Here is a 22,187-nt window from a genome sequence, read left to right on the forward strand (position 1 = left end):
TCATTTGCTACCAACATATGCGGGGATTACAGCGAGGCTCGCGAGGCTCGCGCGGTTCTTTTCGGGGCGGAGGGGTTGGCGCCGGCGGCGGGGGAGGGGGTGCAGCAGGCCGCACAAAGTCCGCGCTCACTCTGAGGGGAATTTGACCTGCGATCGACTTGAGTCGCTCTGAGGTCATGCACATCGGATGTGTTGCAGAAATTGAGCAAAAAGAGCTAGATAACGGCGAGAACCGGTACTGGAAGATCCACGTCCGATAGCGATCAGCTGCGAGACCTACAATGTAGTCATCATTTGGTCCACCGCTGTCCTTGGGGTGCGCATTGGATTCTTCAACAGTAACAAGACTGCCCAGGTTTAGCTCCGGCTCTACGTTGTTAGCTGACCCAGGTAGTTTGCCTCCTCGAAAAACTGGCTTAAGCCCCAGCCAATAATAGTACCAGTCGAAGCCGTTACGCCCGATACTGCCGTCCTGTATCTTCTTCTGCAAAATCTGCCCGTCAGATGATAGTTTATCAGAAAGCGCTTTAGCGTCTGAATCTTTGAGTGCGGCCGAGGCTGCCATCGCTTTGGTCGCCTCCTTGTATTCCGGCGAGATGACTTCATCGCCAATCAAACCTGCATCTGGACTATTCAAGATCTCGGCTATCGCTGTGGCACCGAACGTTCGTTGAATTAAGGAATCTAGTGGGCGAGCCCTGACGATAGCTGCCTCTGCCTCAGTGAGGAGGGGGCTTGATCTCGGAATAGATTTTATTTGGTCCAGCGTTTTCGCCAGCGCCGATTGAAGCTCACAATTCCGATTCAGGGCACATTGTCCTAAAACGATGTCTAGAAACTTCGCTGACAAAACGATCGTGTCTTGAGTATCCAGAGCATCGTCGATCGGGGTCTTTGATTGTTTGAGGTCGCCGAACGAGACGAAGCTGTAGAAGTCGGGGTTCGAGACTATTCCCTGATATTCGTTGTAAAGATTGATCAATCGCCAATAGTGGCTCGACCAAATGTTCAAGTCCTCCGGGGTAGCCGGACGTTGCGTAGTGCCGGAAGGATAGTCTTTCAGGTTCCGATAGTCGATGAGATAGATCTCATACGGCCGAGGCTCAAACCCTTCTCGTTTTGCGAAGTCTTTGAGCTTCTTAACGAGAGCCGGTGCATCTGTCGGAACTTCGTCAGGATTCCCGCCCAGCTGGTTGTATTGAAACTCGAATTGATTGTTGTCGACCTTGCTCTGAAATTTCTGGTTCATCGAGGCGCTAGCAGAACCCCAAAGGCCCTTGGCTTTGATTTCTACATCCAACTCTCGCTTCTCTTCGCGCGAAAAGGTTTTCAGCTTTAGAAGGGCATTCAAGGCGCCGCCCTCTCGGACGCCGATCACGAAAGCATCTCCGCATAGCTGCTGAAATGCAGTAAGACCACCGGCTGTCTTCAGAAGCTTTTGAGCCTCATCCGTAAGCTTCAGCTCGCCGTATGAAACAAGTGATGCGTTTGAGCTGGCAACTGGGCCGAGAAATTGCCCACCTTTGTCGACGTTAACTATCGCGAGCAAATTTAGGTTGCTTGTATCTAAGGTCACTTCTCGGGAGAACGATGATGATCCTTCTACTGATGTTAGTCCTCCGCTGAATTTCGCACTCGCAGAGACTTTAAGCCAATCAAATACGTGTTCTTTGTCCTCAACACGCTTCAACTGCATGTCTACGCTATGGCCGCTCAGCTTGTAGATCGAACCGGTTACGCATGTACCCGCCTGTTTTCGATTGAGATAACGATCCCACCCCTGGCCAAGTGCAACACCTTCCAGCGGGTAGTCTTCTCGAGTCACCTTTACCTGACTGCCAGACAGGATCTCACCGAGAGTTCTGTCTTCGCCCTTCTTTACCGTGTCAGATGCTAACGGAGTCACGGCTTGGCGCGTTGCGGGAGGCGGCGCGATGTCTTTTGAAAGAGCGTCGGTGGACGAACTAAAGGCGGCAAATTGCAGCGCAACAATGGGCAACCCGAAACGCTTGATCATATACCCCCCTCTAAAAGCAACAAGGATATACGCAGCTTGTATCGAGTCAATGGGTCAACCGAGGCTAGAAGTTGCCACACCGTCGCGATGGAACGCACCTTAGCCATCGTCCGTTGACACCATTGTTAGTGGCACTGGAATCGCTCGCCAACATGCAGCACATGAGTCAAATCGACTCAGGACGGAGGATGACGTGCGCTAGTGTGTTGCAGTCAATGCGGCGCGAGACGCGGCCGGAGTCGGTGGTCATGCCATTTAATGAGCATGGTTTTAGAAGTTGTGTGGGGGTACGGGGGAGAAAGCGGTAACCCGTCGCGACGAGGTCACGTCTCGCGTTTCTGCCCCTCGCTCATTTCGAGCCGGGGCGTAGTAGACACCGGCTCAGCTATGTGTCTCTGGGGTCCTTCTTCAGTCTTTCTCGCGCGATTCTGAGTTCGCTAAGCAGATAACCCGCTTGCCGCGAGTACTCCTCGACTGCGAATGTCGGTGGCAGCTCGCGAGCGTGCGCGAGCGCATTTCGCGCTTGCTGAAGTGTATCAAACAGGTCCACCATCTCGGATGAGATCAAGCGGCGCTTCCAAAGCATACGCATGATGCTCATCCCATTCCTGACTTTCACGCCCAACTCCTCGCCCACCTTTGCCAACTCCTCAGAAATCGCCTCATAGGCGGGCAGGATGCTGCGGTACGCGAATTCACGTGTTAGGTGTTTTGCCTGCCGAGCAGCTTCTTCTTCCAAACGTTCGGAGTCGGCTACGTCGGGACTTTGGAGCTGCTTCGGCGCTTCTTCGATCAGCTCTGCGCCTCTTGACAAGAGCTTCTCGAACTTCACGCTGGCGCCCCCGAAACTGAGTTCTAGGATTCGTTCGGCCAGCGACCCGAGATGCTTGCGCACGGCAACAAGAACAATCAGGACAACGATGGGCCATGCTAAACGTCCCACCATACTGTCGATGAATTGCAGCCAACTCATAAGGCGGTCCTCTCACTAGCTTAGCTGCACATCCGGCTATTTCCTTGCCTCGTACTCGTCGATAAAGCGCTTTGCTTCGTCGATAGCTCCTTCGACGCCGCCGCCAAGCACGGGACGCGGGGGCTCGCGTAAGGGCTTGTCCTCATCACCGTCGAAGATATTGAGCACGAAGTAATCCTCCATGTCGGATACGAGAACGGTGTATCCACGATAGTTCACATTGGCGCGCAATGGCATAACGACCTCATGATACGCTTAGATAGTGCAATATCGTACTATCGTACTCTCGGACGAACCGAAGTCCACCCCAGCACATTTGTTAGCGGCGCTTGATTCGCTCGCCAACGGTCGTGAGTCAAATCGGCTCAGACGGCGGCGTCTTCGTTGCGCTTCGGGTCATACGGGGGCAGCGGCGCGGCGAAAGATAGGGGGCCGGAGAGAAGCGCCGACGATTGAACTGATCTTGAGAACTGTAGGCCGCTGCCACGAGGTCCGCGTCTGAAATTCGGGACTCTTGAAACCAGTTCGGCCGGAGTCGAGATAAGCCATTAGGGAATTCCGTCAGCAACGAATGCGCGTCGATAGTCTACTTTACAACCCGGGCTCGGTTGTTAGTAGTATTTCCTATTTGGTCCTTAGCGAGTCGGCCTAAGGACGAAAATGGGTTGAGGCGGTCGTGACAATCATCGAGAACATTCGCTTGCTCAAGGGTGCAGCCGTGTTGGCGGAGCGTAAAGCAGCGACGCCCAGCCTCGACCTCAAGCGGTTCAATCTCTTCTATGGCTTCAACGGTTCCGGAAAGTCTACCCTCTCTCGCATCTTCGCGGCGCTCCAACATGGCGAGAAGCATAACCGGCTTCCCGAAGGGTGCACGTTTGAAATTGAGATGTCTGATGGCGTAAAAGTTAGCTACCCCAAGGCGCCTACTGGCCTCGAAAAGCGTGTCTGTGTTTTCAATAATGACTTCATCGCTGAGAATTTGCGGTGGGAATCCGGTGTAGCGAGTCCGATCTTTCACATCGGCGCTGATCAGGCGGAGGCGGCGGAGCAACTCAAGGCGCTAGAGGCCACCTTGCCGGCTGCACGGGCAAAGCACGAGGGAGATACGAAAGTTCTTGGGGAACGTGAGAAGGCCTTTAACGAGTATAAGCGAGTCCTCGCGAGAACCGTTTCCCAACGTCTGCGCCAAGCCGCGCGATACGAGGCACCTCAATTCGTTGCAGACATTGATAAGCTCAGTGGCATGGGCGACAAGCTCAGCGATGCCGATCTCGATGCCGCTACCGCAACCTGTGCGCGGTCTGAACCTCCGGCCAAAGTCAAACCTGTTGAAGTTCCGTTCTCGACGTTACTAAAAACGATAGAGGCTGCCGCTCAGCTTGCACCGAAATCGATCGGGAGCATTGTCGTGGAGGGGCTCGATTTACATCCGCAGATGGTTCCTTGGGTCAATCAAGGTCACGAGTACCATGTTAGTCACGACTTGAAGTCATGCCTCTATTGCGGCGAATCAATTACCGAGGAACGTAGAAAACTGCTTACAGCGGCGTTTGATGACAAACTTTCTGAATTCACTACCGATCTAAACACCGCCGCCCATCACGCTCAGGAATGCGTCGAGGCGCTCAATATCGCAAGGGCCGCGATACCAGCGGCAGCGCAGTTATCGGCCGAGTTCCAGCCTCCCTTTGAAACCGCTGCGTCGGCACTAACCGTTGCCTTGGACGACATCGCCCCCCTGTTGATGACAGCATTGAACGCTCTGAGGGAGCGTAAGTTCGCCCCGACCAGCCCGGTTGCTATCGACCTTCCCGCGCCCGACGTGATCGAGGCTCGCGTTAAGCTGCTGGAAGGATGCTGCGAGGCGGTCAATGTGGTCTGCCAGCAGCATGCCGACATGGTCGATGACTTCAACGCGCACCAGAGAAAGGCGCGAGAAGCAATCCGCCGCCATTTTGTGCTCTCTAGTGCGGACGAATACGAGAAGCACCTCAGTGAGATTTCGGATGCCACAACGAAGGAGGCGGATGCGAAGGCGGCCGTCGAAATGCTGGAAGAGGATATTGCCGCGCTACGAGCGAAAGTCCAAATGCACGGGCCTGCTGCTGACAAGATTAACGCGCTGATTAGGTCCTATCTCGGTCATGGTGAGTTGACGATCGTCGCGGTCGCCGAGGGTTACGAGTTACACCGTCGCGGAGCACTTGTGACCGGCGCACCAAGCGAGGGGGAGAAGACGGCGATCGCCATTTGCTATTTCTTGTCTACGCTTGAGGCGGAGGACCGCAAGATCAAGGACCTCATCATCGTGATCGACGACCCAGTATCAAGTCTCGACACAAAGGCAATGAACTATGCGTGCGGCCTCATTCGCAATCGGCTGTCCAATGCGTCACAGCTTATCGTGCTGACTCATAATCAGCATTGCATGAATGAGTTCAAAAAATTCTGGAAGGGTTGGGCCAAGGCGGAGCCAGCCAAAGCCACGTTGAAGTTCATTGACGTTTCGATTCCATCTTCCACCATGTCCCGTACTTCGAACATAGTCGATCTACCGAAACACCTTCGCGAGTATGAATCCGAGTATCATTATCTCTTCGAGAAAGTTGTCGCGTTCGAAGGCGCCGGAAGCGGTCATTTCGATTATACGTTTATGATGCCGAATGTACTGCGACGAGTCCTTGAGGTCTTTCTGGCATTCAAAGTCCCGCACAATGGTAATCTAAGTGACAAACTTAAGACGCTCTGCGGGCGCCATCACGACTTGGACCAGGATCGGCTTCACGCGCTTGAGCGACTCTCTCAGGTTGAGTCGCACTCCGACAATTTAGACGATTTGATCGGGCAATCGTCCCTAACCGTAGAAGAAAGTCGGGATGCGAACGCCGCGCTGATCCACCTAATGGGAACGGTCGATGCGGACCATCTTGTTGATCTCCGAAAATACTGCAAACCTTAGATCGAGTACTATGAGTCGGGTTGCCAGTGTGTATGTCCCAGGCGGGCCGTCGCGGATGCCAGATTGGAAGCCAGCATAGATGCTGTATCACTACTGCACCAACAATACTTTTCTCTCGATTATGCAGACTAGAGCAGTTTGGTTGTCTGACTTCACGCTCTCCAATGACCGGCTGGAGGGACGATGGCTGCGCAATCTTTTGGTCGAGCGATGTGAGCGGGAAAGTTTCTATCCAGTCCAAATGGAACGATTACTGTCGTTCTTTGATTTGGGTGCAACTCGGCTCGGCGCTGCGGGCTTTTGCATGTCAGAGGAAGGCGACCTGCTCAGCCAGTGGAGGGGTTATGCTGGGGATGGGGTCGGCGTTTCGATCGGCTTCTCCAAAGAGTATTTCGAAGCGCTCGCCGGGGCCCGCTATGCCCACCAAACCGGAGAGGCCCTATCACTACACAGGATTGCCTACTCCCGGGAAGACCAGACTAATCTTGTCCAATCGATTCTAGATGATGCCGTGCAAGCGGTAAGAGCCGGAGCGCTGGACACGGGAACACTCTTGACCCCGCTAGAGGGAAACCGAAAGGCCGAGGTCGATAAACAGTTTCGAAGCCTCACGGCGAGCTTTCTATCTCTGCATCTAGTACAATACCGAGTTAAGAACCCGGCCTTCTCGGAGGAGCGCGAGTGGCGGTTGATCTCCCTTATCCAGTCGTATGCCTCAGAAGCGTCCGTGCATGGTGACCTCTCCAGAATGGAGTTCCGTTCAGGACATGATCGGATAGTTCCGTATCGTGTTCTTCCGCTTGAGGAAGCTGCGTCATCATGCATAACCGAAGTCGTTCTTGGACCTAAGAACATTACGCCCACGCGATACATCACGGCTGCACTTGAGCGGTATGGGTGGAAAGACGTGCCGGTCCGGGTATCGGCAGCATCCTATCGATGAACTCATGCCGCCGCAGAATCGCATTCCCAGAGCAACAATCGATAGCTGGCGAGTCGAACTCTCGAATTGGAATCGCGTCGATGCATTCCGCAATCGGGTTGACGAAATCGTGCGTCCACTCTCGCGGTCGATCTTCTTCGGTCAAGCAGGTCTCGCATTCTTACGGGATGCATGGATTGCGGGTCGCGTTGCGAGTGCCCTTTCGTCGGACCTCGTTCGATTGTCGCCAGCCGAGAGGCCGGACTTCGAAATACAGGCGAGCGGATTGGTTCAACAATTTGAGGCAACCGAAGCTGACAGGGACGGCCGCCGACGCGGCGATGAGCGAGACGGTCCCGAGCTAAAGCCCGACCCCGTCGAACAATGGAGGGAGAGATTTGAAGCAATCCCCGCGGCGCTCGACCGCGTGGTTACAAAGAAAATCAGAAAGCATTATCCGCCCGGCGTCGGTCTAGTGATCTACGTTAATCTTGGCTGCTATGGGGCGCACCTAGATGAAGGGCTGCCGATTCTTCAAAACGGCACCGCGCCGGCGAAAGACAAGTTCAGCGTAATTCTCGTGATGTGGGAAGGGGCCGTTTACAAGCTTTGGGAGGATGGGCGGCCCGTCTTGAGAAAATGGCCGTACACGCGCATGGAAGAAGATCTTTGAAGATGTCAGTAGCTATCAAGATAGATCGAGACATCAGCCAGGAGCTTCTTTGGCTTTCCGCCGCGTTCGAGACGAATAGTGATGGTCGGATTGCGTGGCCGATGGAGGTAGACCAGCACACGTTCCAGCTTATTGCCAGTCTGTCGTTCACTCCAAAAATCGCAGATCACGAAAAGGACGGTGCAATTTGGTCCGCGATGAACGAGTGCGCAAAGACCAAGAAATTCGATGAGAGAGCATTTGTTCGTCATCTACGAGATGCGATCGTCAAAATTCGATCCAAGCCAACGTCTGCTCATTCCGTCCTAGCTCAGATCAATGTTCCAAAGAGTAAGAAGACTCCCAAATCGTTAAGTTCGTACTACGGGCTAAGCCGGATCGATTTCCCAGATCGACTTGCGACCGCGATTGTACTTTTCCAAGATGGATTGAGCGCCACTCAGGTGGATGTCGCGCTTATCAAGCTTTGGACGTGCATCGAGCTAGTGACGTCGCGGGCAGATGCTAAGGAGCCCCTAGAAAAGGCAATCGAAAGAGCCTCTTCGATATTCACGCCGCCCGAGCTCACGAGAGTCAGACTCGACTTTATTGCCAATTCTCGCCACGCTGTTGTTCACAAGGGAGAAAGCGGTGAGCATTCTCTACTGTGTGCACAATGGGCCAGTATATATGCAGGCGAGCTGTTGAGGTTCGCGGCCTTCAACAAGCACAATCTGACCAAATATGCTGACATCCTGGACTACCTTAGCTCGCCAATCTCAGAACGTCGTCTGAAGCAGAATATTCGGATGAGTAGGCTACGCCTGCGGGCGCTTGCGCAGAGGTCGAAGAACTAAAACTTGGTCAGTGCTCATAGCGTAGATGCCCCGCATTCTAGCGTTAGGGTCGCTCCAAGACGCATTTTGAGCGTGGCCGGGATAAGCGGGCGGCCCGTATCCTTGGACACAAGACTGTGTAACAACCAATCACGAAGCTTGAAAATATTGTGAATTATCAATAGGGTGCGGGGTGGCTCTCGCAATCCTTTCCTGGGCACCACCCCCAACCCAAGTGGTTGAAATCGCTCATTTGCAGGGAATTTGAGCCGCTGACCGGTACACATAACCGGGACACAGCGCTCATAGCGTACCGAATGGCCTAGATCGATCGTCGGGTCGACTCAGATCGCCGGCGAGCTTGAGGCGGCTGGCTTTGTCAGTCGCTTAGGCAAGCGCTACGCGCCGACAGCCGTTGCCCGGGTGCCAGGTGAGCTACGAACGACGTCCACTGCGCTCGCGGCCGAAGCCGTCGTCGCTAGGTGGGAAAAGGTCGGCAAAGCTGATGACCCCAAGAGCCTGAGAGGTCTCAGTGCTCGTTGACCGCGGCGCCGAGCTTGATCAGGCTCAGCGAGCGGTTCGCGGTCTCACGCAGGCGGCAGTAGCTCGCGCCGCCCCGGTACATGCCGGGGTCGACCTGGTCGAAGGCCGCGCAGAGGCGATCACGCGACGCGGCGAAAGTTTTCTGCGAGTCGTTGGCCGCCTTGATCACGTCGGCGAACCCGCCAGCCTGAACCTTCTTGAGCGCCTCACTGGTTTTTTGCGTCCAAACGGCGAGTTCGCGCGCCGCGCAGGCTTTCCATTTGGCGACATCGTCATTCGCGCCCTCTGCCGCTTTGATGCAGGGGTCGGCGACGAGCCCGACGCACGCGCTGCCGAAACCGCCGGTTTTCTCCGCGGTCTTCAGGCAGGCATCGATCACTGCATGATCGGCTGGCGCGGTGCCCTGGGCGAAAGCCATCGATGCGAGCGGGAGGCTAGCGGCGAGCATCGCGGCGGCAAGTTTAAGCTTCATTGGAGATCTCCGTTCGCGCATCGACCGGCCGGTGTGGCGGAAGGGCCGGACGGCGAGTGGGAAGGGGGAAACGAGGGGGGTATGCGGCTTCGGCTACGCCCTCTCCAATCAATGCCTTTGAATGCGCCTTGACCTGACTAACGAGATTTTCGACCAAAACGTGATACATGCAACTTTGGTCATCGAAGGCCCAGTGTTGGTTCACCTTAATGTGGAACAGGAGCTACGCTGACGACTAATGACGGCGGGACCGGTTAAGGCACGCACTGGCTATCGCGTCCCAACGCGCAAGAGCGCCGTGGGCGGCGTCCTGATCGTCACGCATGCGATGCACGGTCTGCCGGCTCAGTCGCCTTTGCTGCCCCTCATACCACCCTTTTCCCCGCCCGCTCCGCCACCGCCTTCTGCACAAAATACATCGCGACCAGCGAGACGATCGCAGAGGCGACGACGACGTAGCCGATCCGGTCGAAATGGATCAGCGAGCCGTCGGGTGCTTGCGCGATGATCGCGCCGGCGAGCACCGAGCCGAGCCCGCCGGAGAGCTGCTGCAGCGAGGCGCTGACCGCGCTGAAGGAGCCGCGCTGGTCGGGATCGGGGATTGCCGACATCAGGGCCTGCGACGGGATCATGCGCGAGAAGATGCCGACGAACATCAGCACGTTGACGAGGATCGCGGTCGTAAGCGCGACGTGGCCGAGATGGGTGTAGATCAGCACCATGATGACGGACACCACGCTGCCGAAGACGAAGGTCGGATATTTGCCGAACGCATCGCTTGCCCTGCCGACCAGTGGCCCCGTGACGATGCTGAACAGGCCGGAGACGAGATAGATCGTCGGCAGGTGCGTGATGTCGATGCCGAGATTGTGCACGGTGAAGGCGCTGGAGAACGGCATCAGCATATAGCCGCCGGTCGCCAGCAGCGTCGTGACGGCGAAGGCCAGCGTATAGCGCGGCTGTCCGATCGTCGCGATCAGATGGTGGAACGGGTTCTTGTCCTGCTTCGATTTCAGATGCGCGTCGACCGGCTCCATGGCGAAGGCGATGATGGCGATCGCCGCGATCGACACGATCACGATCGCAATGAAGCAGACGTGCCAGCTCCAGTGATTGGCGAGAAACAGCCCGGCCGGAATACCCAGCACCTGGCTCGCGGCGAACGCCGTCTGGACGAAGCCCATCACGCGGCCGCGCAGGTGCAGCGGGAATAGATCGGTGATGATGGCGAGCACCACCGAGCCGATCACTCCCCCGAACAATCCGGTCACGATCCGGCCGAGCAGCAGCACGTGATAATTCTGCGCGGCGGCGCAGAGCATGGTGCCGAGCGTGAAGCCGACATAGAAGAACAGCAGCAGGCGCTTGCGATCGAAGCGATCGGCAAAGCCGGCGGCCAGCACGCCCGAAATGCCCGCGCTGAACGCGTAGGCCGACACCGCGACGCCGAATTGCCCGGCCGTGATGTCGAGGGCCGGCATCAGAATGGCGCCGAGCGGCGACATGATGATGAAATCGAGGATGATCGTGAATTGCGTGAACGCGAGCAGCGCGATGAGTAGCGCCTGATAGCGCGAGAAGCCGCGCGGGCGTTCCGATGGATCGTCGATAGGCGCAGCGAGCGTCTGTTCGGTCATGGGTCTCGATTTCGTCGGGAGCGGGGGAGGAAACTGGCAGATGGGGTGCGCCCGCACGATTTTCACGGGGCGGACGGCCCTCGTTCCTGCCTGAACCCGAACTCGGGCCGGGTTGTGGGATCCGTGCAACAGCCTCCCATCCGACGAACCGTCCGGCTTCTTCGCGAAGGAGTGCGCGGATTGAGAAGCCGGGGCGCCGTCCGCACCCCATGAATATGGGGGGACGGAATGCCGCGCGGTCCGTTGCGCATCGACATCTTCACAAAGCCATGGCCTGCATGCTTTGAGTGTCTGCAAGTGTCAATTGCGTTGATGCGGTGGCGGCCTGGGGCTGGAAGTGACGGCGGCCTTCGTTCTTCGCGCGCCACTTGCCGGTCGCAAGGTTGGAGGACGGGGTGGGGACCAACATGATGATGTCATCGCGCGCGCGAATCACCGCTTGTCTCGCGACGGCGCTGCTTGCCGCGATCGCGGCCTGTGCCGGCGCGCCGCAAGCCCGGGCCCAGTTCGTCTGCGTGGATGGTACCTTGTCCGATCAAGGCGCCAGTGCGGCTGGCTCTGCAGGCAATTTTGCCTGCGGGCCCTCCGCCTCTGCTCCGGGTGCGGGCAGCAACAACTCCGCGATCGGGAGCGGCGCTTACGCTGACGGAAATGCCAGCAGCAATATTGCCGTCGGTTCCGCCAACGCCAGCGGCCACACCAGCTCCAATATTGCCACCGGAAACAATGCCAACGCCAGCGGCAACAACAGCTTCAACAGCGCGACCGGAGCGGGAGCCATCGCCAGCGGTGACACCAGCAAAAACATGGCGTCCGGAAACAACGCGCAAGCCGGCGGTGACAACAGCAACAATATCGCGGCCGGAGCCGGAGCCAACGCCAGCGGCAACAATAGCGGTAATCTCGCGTCCGGGCTCACCGCCCTGGCCAACGGCGACAACAGCAGGAACGTTGCGACCGGGCGCAGTTCCAATGCCTCCGGCAACAACAGCAGAAATGTTGCGACCGGGTTTGTCGCCAGGGCCTACGGCGACGCCAGCTCCAACACTGCGACGGGGACCAACGCCAACGCCTACGGCAACGGCAGCAGCAACATCGCGACCGGCCCCAACTCCAACGCGACCGGCGACAACAGCTTCAATATCGCGACCGGCGTGAATACCAACGCGACCGGGTCCGGAAGCAATAACGTCGCCACCGGCAACGCCGCCAGCGCGTCTGGCGCCAACAGCTCGAACGCGGCAACCGGCTATCTGGCGAATGCCAACGGCGCCAACTCGAGGAATATCGCGAACGGCACGCAATCCAATGCCAGCGGCACCGGCAGCTTCAACATTGCGGTCGGCAACGGCGCCAACGCGAGCGGAAACGGTGTCGCGAACACTGCGGTGGGCAACGGCTCCAACGCGACCGGCGCAAATTCCTCGGCCTTCGGCAATGGCGCCTCCGCAACCTTCGCCAACTCCACCGCGATCGGCAACGGCGCCACCGCGACCCGCGCCAACCAGCAGGTCTACGGCACCGCGAGCAATACCTACACGATGACAGGCGTCACCTCGGCTGCGAGCGCGGCCGCGCAGTCCGGACCCGTGCAACTCGTCACCACGGACGCGGCCGGCAATCTCGCCTCCACCTCGCTCAGTGCACTCGGGTTTGCGAGCCCCGCGGATATCGCAAGCATCAACAGCCAGCTCGCAGGCATCAATGCCCGCCTCAACGACCTCGACGGCAGGACCGGCAAGGCGATCAACGGCGTCGCGATGGCCTTTGCGATGTCAGGCTCGCCCTGGCTGATGCCGTCCGAGAAGATCGCGATGAGCATGAACTGGGGTACGTTTCAGAACACCAATGCGCTCTCCATGAGTGCGGCGCTGCGCGTCAGCGAGCATGTGCAGGCCAGCGGCGGCCTGACCTACGGCACCAACGGCGGCGGATTGGGCGGCCGCGTCGGAATGCGCGTCGGCTGGTGATGTCAGGCTTTGGCAATTCGATGCAATTGATCGCGCGAGCCGTGACGGCACTGGCGCTGCTGCTGTGCTGCGGAAGCGACGGGGCGATGGCGCAGCAGAAAACGCCTGCGCAGGCTGCGGCTGCCGCGCTGCCGTCGCTGCCCGTCACACTGGAGCAGGCTCTCTATCTGATCCGCTCGACGCTGCTCACGCTCAACGATGCCAACCGCACGGGCAATTACACGGTGCTGCGCGACCTTGCTGCGCCCGATTTCCAGGCGCGCAACACCGCCGCCGATCTCGCGCTGAATTTTCTCGATCTGCGGCGCCGCAACTTCGATCTCTACGGTGCGGCATTGCTGGCGCCGCAATTCAGCGACGCGCCCGCGCTCGATCAGCGCGGAATGCTGCGCTTGGCAGGTTACATCCCGACCCGGCCGCAGCAGATCCAGTTCGATCTCACGTTTCAGACCGTGGCCGGGCAATGGCGTCTGATCGCCATCGCGATCTCTACGCCGGAAGCCGCATCCCCCCAGCCGCAAGCCCAGGTGACGCCCGTGAAGCCGGCTGTGCCTGCGCAGAAGAAGACGCCGTGAGCGTTTCTGAGCACTATCTCATTGATAAGACTTCGTTTGTCGCCGGATTGGCGGCCGCGCCCCACCCTGTTCTCGCTGCTCCTGGCAGCCCCGATTAAGCCGCCCTTAGCGAATGCTCCCCTAGTGTCCTGACCGTCCATTTCCCTGCTCCCCGGCCGGATGCCGGTCAGTTTGCGGCAAGTCAGAGCGTTTTCGGATGGAGCAGCCTGCCCGGCAGTATGATCCTGGCGTGCCCGAGCCGTTGGTCACGGCGGCGGCCACGCGGACGCTCGTCATCGATCTCGAAGGCGGCCTGCTGCGGTCCGAGTTGCTGATGGAGGCGCTGTTCTCCAGCCCCGGCCGCATGCTCGCCCGCTTCGGCGCGGGCGGACGACCGGGCATGGCGGCACTCACGGGTATCCTGGCGCGCGCCGAGATCGACTACGCCCATCTGCCCTATGATTCCGACGTGTTGAACCGGGCGCTCGCTGCGCGGGCGCGGGGCGCGAAGATCTATCTGGTGGCTGGCCGCTTCGCCCACCACGCCGCCGGCATTGCCGCGCATCTCGGCTTTGACGGTGTCGTTGCGCCGGCCGATCTGGCTGCGGGAGAAAACCTGCCGTTCGATCCCGGCGCCATCGAGCGCATCGAAAATCGCAGCCGCAACGCCAGCCTCAAGACCAGCCTCAGGACCTGGGCCAAGGCGCTGCGCGTCTATCAATACGCCAAGAACACGCTGGTGTTCGTGCCTGTCATCACCGCGCATCAGTTGAATTTTGCCAGCTTTGGCTCCGCGCTGCTGGCGTTCCTGGCATTCTCGGCCTGTGCGTCTGGCGCCTATCTGATGAATGATCTCCTGGATCTCGCAGCGGACCGGCAGCATCCGACCAAGCGCCATCGCGCGCTGGCGGCCGGCGATCTGCCGATCTCGTCCGCGCTATCAGCGATCCCTGCGTTGTGGCTGTTCGCGGTCGTGGCCGGCCTCTGCATCTCGCCTCTGTTTCTCGGCGTGCTCGGCGCCTATCTTGTCACCACCATCGCCTATTCGCTCGCGCTCAAGCGCAAGATGCTGGTCGACATCGTCACGCTCGCCGGTCTCTACACGCTTCGCATCGTCGCCGGCGCGGTCGGCGTCGGCGTGGTGCTATCGGAATGGCTCCTGATCTTCTCGCTGTTCGTGTTCACCTCGCTGGCGCTGATCAAGCGCTTCAGCGAGCTCAGCATGCGCGAGAGCGCCGGCCTTGCCGATCCCTCCAACCGCGACTATCGCGTCACCGACCTGCAAATCATCGCCGCGATGGCGGCGGCGAGCGCGATGAACGCGGTGACCGTGTTCTCGCTCTACGTCTCCTCGACCGCGGTGACGCCGCTGTACAGCCGACCCTGGCTGCTGTGGCTGCTCAATCCGCTGCTGCTGTACTGGTTCGGCCGCGCCCTGATGATGGCGCATCGCCGCGAGATGCCCGATGACCCGATTCTGTACGCCTTCCGCGACGGCCCCAGCCGCGTTGCGGTCGCGGCGATGATCTGCATCATGCTGGCGGCGATCTGAGCGAAGCCCGTGCTTGCGCGGCCCGCCGGCAATGGCTACATCGCGGGCAATCCGAACTCGCTATTTGCCGACGCACCGATTAGACCCGAGGTTTTGAAACGCCATGACCGTACGCCTGCATCGCGGCGACCTGCCCGACCTGTCCCGCTACACCGGAGCGGTGGCGATCGACACCGAGACCATGGGGCTGAACCCGCACCGCGACCGGCTCTGCGTGGTGCAGCTCTCGCCCGGCGACGGCAGCGCCGACGTGGTGCAGATCCCCAAGGGACACACCGACGCGCCGAACCTCAAGGCGCTGCTGGCCAATCCCGCCATCACCAAGATCTTCCACTTCGCGCGGTTCGACGTCGCGGTGCTGTACCAGACCTTCGGCGTCATGACCGGCCCGATTTATTGCACCAAGATTGCCTCGCGCCTGACCCGCACCTACACCGATCGCCACGGCTTGAAAGACCTCGTGCGCGAGGTGCTCAATGTCGATCTCTCCAAGCAGCAGCAATCCAGCGACTGGGGTTCCGATAGCCTGACCGAGCCGCAGCTCGCCTATGCCGCCTCGGACGTGCTGCACCTGCATGCCTTGCGCGAACGGCTCGACGCCATGCTGGTGCGGGAGGGCCGCACCGCGCTGGCCAAAGCCTGTTTCGACTTCCTGCCGACCCGCGCCCTGCTCGACCTCCAGGGCTGGGCGGAGGAGGACATTTTCGCGCATTCCTGAGCCCTCGCCCGCCGGTTAGACTTCGGGCTGCGCCCCGTTTCGGACACTTTCATGCGGCCTGTCCAAGCCTGATATGTACAAGGCTGCATATTGCGGCGGTCACGGGTACAATGGAGCGGCCTGCAACCCGGCCTGGCGAGCGGCACCTCAGGAGCTCAGGTGAATTCGGCCCACAATCCCACCTACGACGCCGCGCTTGCGGCGAAGTTTGCCAGCGCGGCGCGCCACAGCCGTCTGGTGCGGATTCTGCGCCTCGCGGTGCCGGCTGCAGTGCTGTTGTCGATGGCCGCGATCGTCGGCGTCTCGGTCTTCAATCCGTTCCGCATGCTGATGCCGAAGCTGCCGCTCGATTCCGGAAACCTGGTGGTGTCGGGCACCAAGATCACGATGGAATCGCCGCATCTGGCGGGCTACACGCCGGACCAGCGGCCCTACGAGCTCTGGGCCAAGACTGCGACACAGGACATCACCGATCCCGATCATGTCGATCTCTCCGACCTGCGCGCGAAAGTGCTGATGGAGGATCAATCCACCCTGTTCCTCGATGCCCGCACCGGCCGCTTCGACAACAAGCAGCAGCAGCTCGATCTGCACAAGGACATCTTCCTGCGCACCTCAACCGGCTACGAGGCCCGGCTGAACTCGGCCTTCGTGGACATGGGCAAGGGCACGGTCTCCTCGGACGAGCGCGTCGACGTCAAGCTGACCAACGGCACGCTGACCGCGGACCGCTTACGCATTACGGAAGGCGGCGACGTCATCCGCTTCGAGGGCAATGTGGTGATGCATCTGGACAAGCTGGATGACCCCGCCGCCGCTCAGCCTGCGCCGGCCGAGCCCGCGCCGGCGGCGCCGCCGGCCAAGTCAAAGAACAAATCTGCCAATTCAAAGTGATTTCATGATCAGGTCTTTTCCGCGCAACGACAACAAGCGCAGCGCCATCTTCAGTGCAGCTGCGCTCGCCGCCATTGTCGTGCTTGCTGCAACCGGCACCGCTTTTGCGCAGAGCACGATGCAGGGCGTGCCGAACGCGATGCAGGGTTTTTCGCAGAACCGTGATCAGCCGATTCAGATCGAGGCCGCCTCGCTCGAGATGCGCGACAAGAAGAAGGAGGCGACCTTCGCCGGCAATGTGAAGGTCGTCCAGGGCGACACCACCATGACCTCGAAGACGCTGGTGGTGTTCTACGAGTCGGGCGGCGACAAGCCCGCCACGCCGCAGCCTGCGGGCAAGGCGACCAAGGGCGCGCCGATGCAGTCCGCGCAGCCGGGCCCCGGCGGCAGTTCCTCGATCAAGCGGCTGGAAGCGCGCGGCAATGTCGTGGTCACCCAGAAGGACCAGGTGGTGACCGGCGAGACCGCCGTGTTCGACACCAGGACCAATCTCATCACCATGCTGGGCGGCGGCGGCCAAGTCGTCCTGACGCAGTGCAAGAACGTGCTGCGCGGCGACCGTTTGATGGTCGACATGACGACGGGCGTGTCGCGGGTGGAATCCGACAACGGCCGGGTTCAGGCCCTGCTGCCCCAGGGCGGCGGCAATGATTGCGGTTCGGGCAAGCCCGGCGGGGCGCCGCCTTTGCAATTGCCCGGCGCAACTAAACCGAAATGAATTCAACAGCTTGGTTCGGATGCGGCCGAACCGAGGTTGAAGCTTGGCCGGCGAGACTGTATCTAGCGCGCAGGGCTTTCGAAGCGGGGTCCGCCGCTTTTCGGGCGTGTTTCACTGGGCATGAGACATCCCTTCACTCATGCTGCACCGGCTACTCGAACGGCCGGTGCGGCAGATCGCGCGAATTCGCGCAGGATCGTCGCGAAAGGCTAAAAGGCGGGGATGGTCGATCTCTTCAGCATGTTCCGTCGGCGCCCCGCCAAGCGCGGCCGGCCAGGATTTGCGCGTCAGGACATCACCGCGCTCGGTGACGGCGTCGGCGGGCTCGTGACCAGCCCGATCCGGGACGCGCCGATGGCCCGCGACCAGGCGATCCATGCGCCCGATCAGTTCCCGGGCGACTATCAAGCCGAGGCGCCGCGCCAGCCGGCAGTTCACCCCGTCAGGGCCGCCGCCAAGCCGAACGGCGGCGGGCCGCAGCTGTTGAAGCGGCCGGGCTTCCTGGCTGTGCATAGCGTGGAAAAGGCCTTCGGCAGCCGCCAGGTGGTGCGCGGCGTCAGCATCTATGTGCGCCGCGGCGAGGCGGTCGGCCTGCTCGGTCCGAACGGCGCCGGCAAGACCACCGTGTTCTACATGATCACCGGCCTGATCAAGGCCGATCGCGGTGCCATCGAGCTCGACGGCCACGACGTCACCAAGCTCCCGATGTATCAGCGCGCGCGGCTCGGCATCGGCTATCTGCCGCAGGAAGCCTCGATCTTCCGCGGCCTCACCGTCGAGCAGAACATCCGCGCCGTGCTCGAAGTGGTGGAGCCCTCGCGCAAGAAGCGCGAGCAGCAGCTCGATTCGCTGCTCGACGAGTTCAACATCACGCGGCTGCGCAAATCGCCGTCGATCGCGCTGTCCGGTGGCGAGCGGCGCCGCGTCGAGATCGCGCGTGCGCTGGCGACGCGGCCGAACTACATGCTGCTCGACGAGCCCTTCGCCGGCATCGACCCGATCGCGGTCGGCGACATCCAGGACCTCGTCCGCCATCTCACCAATCGCGGCATCGGCGTGCTCATCACCGACCACAATGTCCGTGAGACGCTCGGCCTCACCGATCGCGCCTACATCGTCTATGCCGGTGAAATCTTGACCGAGGGGAGCCCGGATGAGATCGTCGCCGATCCGGACGTGCGCCGCCTTTACCTTGGCGAGGAATTCCGCCTCTAGCCCGTTTTTGGGTTTCGTCAAGACGTGTACATCGGGCCCGGACTAGGATAAGCAAAAATCGGACCAATTTTTGGGAACGGTTCTTGCTTCATGGCGCTCACGCAGAGATTAGAGTTCCGGCAATCGCAGTCGCTGGTCATGACGCCGCAGTTGATGCAGGCGATCAAGCTGCTGCAATTGTCCAATCTCGATCTCACGACCTTCGTGGAAGAGGAGCTCGAGCGTAACCCCCTGCTGGAACGGGCCAATGACGAGGCCCCCGCGGGCGAGGCCCCGGCCGAGGCCGGCCAGTACAGCGATGGCGAGGAGTCCGGCGGCCAGGGTGACGGTCACGGCGATGATGGTTTTGGCGGCAGCGGCGAGGCCTTCGAGCCCGGCCAGGAAGAATGGATGAGCAAGGATCTCGGCACCCGCGCCGAGATCGAGCAGACCCTGGATACGGGCCTGGACAACGTCTTCTCCGAGGAGCCGGCCGAGGCCGCAGCGCGCAACGCCCAGGATGCAGCGCCGACCACCTATACGGAATGGGGCGGCGGTGCCTCCGGCGACGAGGACTACAATCTCGAAGCCTTCGTCGCCGCGGAAACCACACTCGGCGACCATCTGGCCGAGCAGCTTTCGGTGGCCTTCACCGCACCTGCCCAGCGCATGATCGGCCAGTATTTGATCGACCTCGTCGACGAGGCCGGCTATCTGCCGGGCGATCTCGGCCAGGCCGCCGAGCGCCTTGGCGCGACGCAAGCCGACGTCGAGGGCGTCCTTGCCGTGCTGCAAAAATTCGATCCGCCCGGGGTCTGTGCGCGGAATTTGAGCGAATGCCTGGCGATCCAGCTCCGCGAACTCGACCGCTACGACCCCGCGATGCAGGCCCTGGTCGAGCATCTCGATCTCCTGGCCAAGCGCGACATCGTGGCCCTGCGCAAGATCTGCGGCGTCGACGACGAGGACATCGCCGACATGATCGGCGAGATCCGCCGCCTCAATCCCAAGCCCGGCATGAAGTTCGGCTCGGCGCGTCTGCAGACCATGGTGCCCGACGTCTATGTCCGCCCGGGTCCCGACGGCGGCTGGCATGTCGAGCTCAACAGCGACACCTTGCCGCGCGTGCTGGTCAACCAGACCTACTATTCCGAGCTGTCGAAGAAGATCGGCAAGGACGGCGACAAGTCCTATTTCACCGACGCGCTCCAGAATGCGACCTGGCTGGTGCGCGCACTCGACCAGCGCGCCCGCACCATCCTGAAAGTTGCAACCGAGATCGTGCGCCAGCAGGACGGCTTCTTCACCCATGGCGTCGCGCATTTGCGGCCGCTGAATCTAAAGGCCGTCGCCGACGCCATCCAGATGCATGAATCCACGGTGTCGCGCGTCACCGCCAACAAGTACATGGCGACAAATCGCGGCACATTTGAGCTGAAATATTTCTTCACCGCCTCGATCGCCTCGGCCGACGGCGGCGAGGCGCACTCCGCCGAAGCCGTGCGCCACCACATCAAGCAGCTGATCGATTCGGAGGAGCCCGCGGCGATCCTGTCGGACGACACCATCGTGGAACGCTTGCGCGCCTCGGGCATTGATATTGCCCGCCGCACGGTCGCGAAGTACCGCGAAGCCATGCGCATTCCTTCCTCGGTGCAACGTCGCCGCGACAAGCAGAGCGCTCTTGGTAACGTCCTCTCTACCGCCTTGTCCGATCGTTCCCGCAACACCGAACCGGCCTGATTGCGCTGGCGCGAAATCGCGCTACTCTCGACCTCCCGTCGAGACGGATCCAAGCACGCGCATGATCCGGAAAAGTGTCCAGCGGTTTTGCTTCCCGACAAGCGCCAAAGGCGTTTGCGGCGAGATCATGCGCAGGCAATATTCCAGAGGTGCGATGACGTGGCATCGCACCGCGAGCACGTGAACCAAGCGAGGCATCACATGACTCTCAGAATCTCGGGAAAGAGCATCAGCGTCGGCGAGGCCCTGCGCGGCCGCGTTTCCGACCGCACCGACGAGGTGCTGCGCAAATATTTCGACGGCAATTATTCCGGCCACATCACGCTCAGCAAGGACGGCTTCGGCTTCCGCACCGATTGCGCCCTGCACCTGGATTCCGGAATCACGCTGGAGGCCGATTCGAACGCGCCGGATGCCTATGCCAGCGCCGACCAGGCGCTGCTGATGATCGAGAAGCGGCTGCGCCGCTACAAGAACCGGCTCAAGGACCGCTCCGCCCGCAAGGCCCATGTCGCCTCCGAAGCGATGGCTGCGCTCGATGCCACCAGCTACGTGCTCGAGGCCCCGGAGGGCGAGGACGAGGTCACCGGCTACAGCCCCGTCATCATCGCCGAGGCCACCACCTCGCTAAAGCCGCTGTCGGTCAGTGAGGCCGTCATGGAACTCGACCTGAGCGGGGCTCCCTGCCTGGTCTTTCAGCATGGCTCCAGCGGCCGGGTGAACATCATTTACCGCCGGGCCGACGGCAATGTGGGCTGGATCGACCCGCCCGGAGCCAAAACGGATGCCGGCGCGGATGGCAAGGGGAACAGCAGGGCCGGGGGATAGGCAAAAAACCGGCCCCGTCGTACCATCCGCAGGCCTTAACAATGACCGGGGCAAAGCCGCACGCGGGAGTTGGCACCGGGATTGCGTTGGAGTAGAAGCGCCCCACATCAGGACTTAACGGGATTTGGGCTAAGTCCTCCTCCTGCTTGACCTTCTTGACGCCGGCCCGGCGTGGTTTCTCTCCAAGCCGGCCAATTCGGAACCTGACGGTTTAATTCACCTCGGAAACCCTCCATGCCGATTACCGATCTGGTCGCACCCGAGGCGATTCTCCCGGCATTGAAGGTCAACAGCAAGAAGCAGGCCCTGCAGGAGCTCGCGGCCAGGGCCGCCGAGCTGACCGGGCAGAACGAACGCTCCGTGTTCGAAGTGCTGCTGCAGCGGGAGAAGCTCGGCACCACCGCGGTCGGCTATGGCGTTGCCATTCCGCACGGCAAGCTGCCCAAGCTCGAAAAGATTTTTGGCCTGTTCGCACGCCTCGACCGCCCGATCGATTTCGAGGCGATGGACGGCCAGCCGGTCGATCTCGTCTTCCTGCTGCTCGCCCCCGAAGGCGCCGGCGCCGATCATCTCAAGGCGCTCGCCCGCATCGCCCGCCTGCTGCGCGACCAGGACATCGCCAAGAAGCTGCGCGCCTCGCGCGATGCCCAGGCGATCTATTCCGTGCTGGCGCTGCCGCCGGCAACGGCGGCCTGACGTCGCTTTCCCCTGCTCTGTGTTGGCCTTCCAGATCGCACGGCGTTGGCAGCGTCGTGGCATGCGCACCGTTGGATAGCCAAGGTAGACGGTATCAAAATCTTCCCGTTTGAGACGCACGGCACATCGGGCGGCGTCAAGGTCCGCTAAGAGTCGCTCGAGACCATTGGGACTGAGCAGACGTGATACGGAATGGAAGCGCGCCGTTGCGTCGTGGCGCGGCGGCGGGAGAACGGCCCGATGCGAGCAGCGGCTTGCGCCTGGCGCTGCTCGCCACTGTGGCAAGCTGTGCATCCTGGCTGGCCCAAC

At 60.6% G+C, this 22,187-nt stretch carries 20 protein-coding genes; 14 read left to right on the forward strand and 6 right to left on the reverse strand.

Annotation, left to right across the window (positions count from 1 at the left end; genetic code table 11):
• Positions 1–7 precede the first annotated feature (7 nt).
• The 3 genes from GDN70_RS03580 to GDN70_RS03590 form a co-directional block, all read right to left on the reverse strand.
• Entirely contained in the window at positions 8–2,017 is a 2,010-nt protein-coding gene (locus GDN70_RS03580; RefSeq protein ID WP_152102159.1) for a hypothetical protein, read from the reverse strand.
• A gap of 385 nt (positions 2,018–2,402) precedes the next feature.
• The gene (locus GDN70_RS03585; RefSeq protein ID WP_152102160.1) at positions 2,403–2,990 is read right to left on the reverse strand and encodes a hypothetical protein; all 588 of its coding nucleotides are present in this window, start codon (positions 2,988–2,990) and stop codon (positions 2,403–2,405) included.
• A 36-nt stretch (positions 2,991–3,026) separates the two neighbouring features.
• Positions 3,027–3,227 carry a hypothetical protein gene (locus tag GDN70_RS03590; protein ID WP_152102161.1) on the reverse strand — a complete coding sequence of 67 codons (201 nt, stop codon included), beginning with the start codon at positions 3,225–3,227 and terminating at the stop codon, positions 3,027–3,029.
• A gap of 439 nt (positions 3,228–3,666) precedes the next feature.
• Here GDN70_RS03590 and GDN70_RS03595 point away from each other — a divergent pair, with 439 nt between their 5' ends.
• The 4 genes from GDN70_RS03595 (at position 3,667) to GDN70_RS03610 (ending at position 8,380) form a co-directional block, all read left to right on the forward strand.
• The gene (locus GDN70_RS03595) at positions 3,667–5,949 is read left to right on the forward strand and encodes an AAA family ATPase (RefSeq protein WP_152102162.1); all 2,283 of its coding nucleotides are present in this window, start codon (positions 3,667–3,669) and stop codon (positions 5,947–5,949) included.
• A gap of 79 nt (positions 5,950–6,028) precedes the next feature.
• Positions 6,029–6,892 carry a DUF2971 domain-containing protein gene (locus GDN70_RS03600; RefSeq protein WP_152102163.1) on the forward strand — a complete coding sequence of 288 codons (864 nt, stop codon included), beginning with the start codon at positions 6,029–6,031 and terminating at the stop codon, positions 6,890–6,892.
• Positions 6,893–6,896: 4 nt separating this feature from the next.
• Positions 6,897–7,544, forward strand: coding sequence for a hypothetical protein (locus tag GDN70_RS03605; RefSeq protein ID WP_152102164.1), 648 nt, complete (start codon positions 6,897–6,899; stop codon positions 7,542–7,544).
• A 2-nt stretch (positions 7,545–7,546) separates the two neighbouring features.
• A complete protein-coding gene (locus GDN70_RS03610) occupies positions 7,547–8,380 on the forward strand; it encodes a hypothetical protein (protein WP_152102165.1) in 834 nt (277 codons plus the stop codon).
• Positions 8,381–8,888: 508 nt separating this feature from the next.
• Here GDN70_RS03610 and GDN70_RS03615 read toward each other — a convergent pair.
• The 3 genes from GDN70_RS03615 to GDN70_RS34855 form a co-directional block, all read right to left on the reverse strand.
• The gene (locus GDN70_RS03615) at positions 8,889–9,320 is read right to left on the reverse strand and encodes a lysozyme inhibitor LprI family protein (protein ID WP_244625860.1); all 432 of its coding nucleotides are present in this window, start codon (positions 9,318–9,320) and stop codon (positions 8,889–8,891) included.
• Between the two features lie 419 nt (positions 9,321–9,739).
• Positions 9,740–11,011 (reverse strand): MFS transporter, encoded by a 1,272-nt coding sequence (locus GDN70_RS03620; RefSeq protein ID WP_152102166.1) that lies wholly within the window; start codon positions 11,009–11,011, stop codon positions 9,740–9,742.
• Between the two features lie 259 nt (positions 11,012–11,270).
• Positions 11,271–11,420, reverse strand: coding sequence for a hypothetical protein (locus GDN70_RS34855; protein WP_173015746.1), 150 nt, complete (start codon positions 11,418–11,420; stop codon positions 11,271–11,273).
• On the opposite strand from GDN70_RS34855, the gene GDN70_RS03625 reads away from it, so the two are divergent.
• From GDN70_RS03625 to ptsN, 10 genes are all read left to right on the forward strand, one after another.
• Positions 11,419–12,981 carry a hypothetical protein gene (locus GDN70_RS03625; protein ID WP_244625861.1) on the forward strand — a complete coding sequence of 521 codons (1,563 nt, stop codon included), beginning with the start codon at positions 11,419–11,421 and terminating at the stop codon, positions 12,979–12,981. The two genes, GDN70_RS34855 and GDN70_RS03625, sit on opposite strands and share 2 nt — an antisense overlap.
• Positions 12,981–13,556 carry a hypothetical protein gene (locus tag GDN70_RS03630; protein ID WP_244625910.1) on the forward strand — a complete coding sequence of 192 codons (576 nt, stop codon included), beginning with the start codon at positions 12,981–12,983 and terminating at the stop codon, positions 13,554–13,556. Before GDN70_RS03625 ends, GDN70_RS03630 begins: the two co-directional genes overlap by 1 nt.
• 229 nt (positions 13,557–13,785) lie before the next feature.
• Positions 13,786–15,087, forward strand: coding sequence for a UbiA family prenyltransferase (locus GDN70_RS03635; protein ID WP_244625862.1), 1,302 nt, complete (start codon positions 13,786–13,788; stop codon positions 15,085–15,087).
• 103 nt (positions 15,088–15,190) lie between these two features.
• Positions 15,191–15,805, forward strand: a complete 615-nt coding sequence (locus tag GDN70_RS03640) for a ribonuclease D (protein ID WP_018323452.1) — start codon at positions 15,191–15,193, stop codon at positions 15,803–15,805.
• A gap of 159 nt (positions 15,806–15,964) precedes the next feature.
• On the forward strand, positions 15,965–16,699 hold the full coding sequence (lptC, locus tag GDN70_RS03645; RefSeq protein WP_028139456.1) for an LPS export ABC transporter periplasmic protein LptC: 735 nt from the start codon (positions 15,965–15,967) through the stop codon (positions 16,697–16,699).
• A gap of 4 nt (positions 16,700–16,703) precedes the next feature.
• Entirely contained in the window at positions 16,704–17,417 is a 714-nt protein-coding gene (locus GDN70_RS03650) for an LptA/OstA family protein (protein ID WP_038972324.1), read from the forward strand.
• A gap of 222 nt (positions 17,418–17,639) precedes the next feature.
• Positions 17,640–18,632 carry an LPS export ABC transporter ATP-binding protein gene (gene lptB, locus GDN70_RS03655; RefSeq protein ID WP_152102168.1) on the forward strand — a complete coding sequence of 331 codons (993 nt, stop codon included), beginning with the start codon at positions 17,640–17,642 and terminating at the stop codon, positions 18,630–18,632.
• A gap of 90 nt (positions 18,633–18,722) precedes the next feature.
• On the forward strand, positions 18,723–20,354 hold the full coding sequence (rpoN, locus tag GDN70_RS03660; protein WP_152102169.1) for an RNA polymerase factor sigma-54: 1,632 nt from the start codon (positions 18,723–18,725) through the stop codon (positions 20,352–20,354).
• A gap of 201 nt (positions 20,355–20,555) precedes the next feature.
• Entirely contained in the window at positions 20,556–21,182 is a 627-nt protein-coding gene (gene hpf / locus GDN70_RS03665; protein ID WP_028139460.1) for a ribosome hibernation-promoting factor, HPF/YfiA family, read from the forward strand.
• A 234-nt stretch (positions 21,183–21,416) separates the two neighbouring features.
• Positions 21,417–21,878: a PTS IIA-like nitrogen regulatory protein PtsN gene (gene ptsN / locus GDN70_RS03670; RefSeq protein ID WP_014438750.1), complete on the forward strand. Its 462-nt coding sequence runs from the start codon at positions 21,417–21,419 to the stop codon at positions 21,876–21,878.
• Positions 21,879–22,187: the final 309 nt, after the last annotated feature.

The organism is Bradyrhizobium sp. TM102 (assembly GCF_009176685.1).
GTDB classification, from domain to species: Bacteria; Pseudomonadota; Alphaproteobacteria; order Rhizobiales; family Xanthobacteraceae; genus Bradyrhizobium; species Bradyrhizobium ottawaense.

Excerpts from the sequence above, each read along its gene's own strand:
- GDN70_RS03580 (WP_152102159.1), bottom strand. The coding sequence starts at position 2,017 with ATGATCAAGCGTTTCGGGTTGCCCATTGTTGCGCTGCAATTTGCCGCC.
- GDN70_RS03585 (WP_152102160.1), bottom strand. The coding sequence starts at position 2,990 with ATGAGTTGGCTGCAATTCATCGACAGTATGGTGGGACGTTTAGCATGG.
- GDN70_RS03590 (WP_152102161.1), bottom strand. The coding sequence starts at position 3,227 with ATGCCATTGCGCGCCAATGTGAACTATCGTGGATACACCGTTCTCGTA.
- GDN70_RS03600 (WP_152102163.1), top strand. The coding sequence starts at position 6,029 with ATGCTGTATCACTACTGCACCAACAATACTTTTCTCTCGATTATGCAG.
- GDN70_RS03605 (WP_152102164.1), top strand. The coding sequence starts at position 6,897 with ATGCCGCCGCAGAATCGCATTCCCAGAGCAACAATCGATAGCTGGCGA.
- GDN70_RS03610 (WP_152102165.1), top strand. The coding sequence starts at position 7,547 with ATGTCAGTAGCTATCAAGATAGATCGAGACATCAGCCAGGAGCTTCTT.
- GDN70_RS03615 (WP_244625860.1), bottom strand. The coding sequence starts at position 9,320 with ATGGCTTTCGCCCAGGGCACCGCGCCAGCCGATCATGCAGTGATCGAT.
- GDN70_RS03620 (WP_152102166.1), bottom strand. The coding sequence starts at position 11,011 with ATGACCGAACAGACGCTCGCTGCGCCTATCGACGATCCATCGGAACGC.
- GDN70_RS03625 (WP_244625861.1), top strand. The coding sequence starts at position 11,419 with ATGATGATGTCATCGCGCGCGCGAATCACCGCTTGTCTCGCGACGGCG.
- GDN70_RS34855 (WP_173015746.1), bottom strand. The coding sequence starts at position 11,420 with ATGTTGGTCCCCACCCCGTCCTCCAACCTTGCGACCGGCAAGTGGCGC.
- GDN70_RS03630 (WP_244625910.1), top strand. The coding sequence starts at position 12,981 with ATGTCAGGCTTTGGCAATTCGATGCAATTGATCGCGCGAGCCGTGACG.
- GDN70_RS03640 (WP_018323452.1), top strand. The coding sequence starts at position 15,191 with ATGACCGTACGCCTGCATCGCGGCGACCTGCCCGACCTGTCCCGCTAC.
- GDN70_RS03650 (WP_038972324.1), top strand. The coding sequence starts at position 16,704 with ATGATCAGGTCTTTTCCGCGCAACGACAACAAGCGCAGCGCCATCTTC.
- lptB (WP_152102168.1), top strand. The coding sequence starts at position 17,640 with ATGGTCGATCTCTTCAGCATGTTCCGTCGGCGCCCCGCCAAGCGCGGC.
- rpoN (WP_152102169.1), top strand. The coding sequence starts at position 18,723 with ATGGCGCTCACGCAGAGATTAGAGTTCCGGCAATCGCAGTCGCTGGTC.
- hpf (WP_028139460.1), top strand. The coding sequence starts at position 20,556 with ATGACTCTCAGAATCTCGGGAAAGAGCATCAGCGTCGGCGAGGCCCTG.
- ptsN (WP_014438750.1), top strand. The coding sequence starts at position 21,417 with ATGCCGATTACCGATCTGGTCGCACCCGAGGCGATTCTCCCGGCATTG.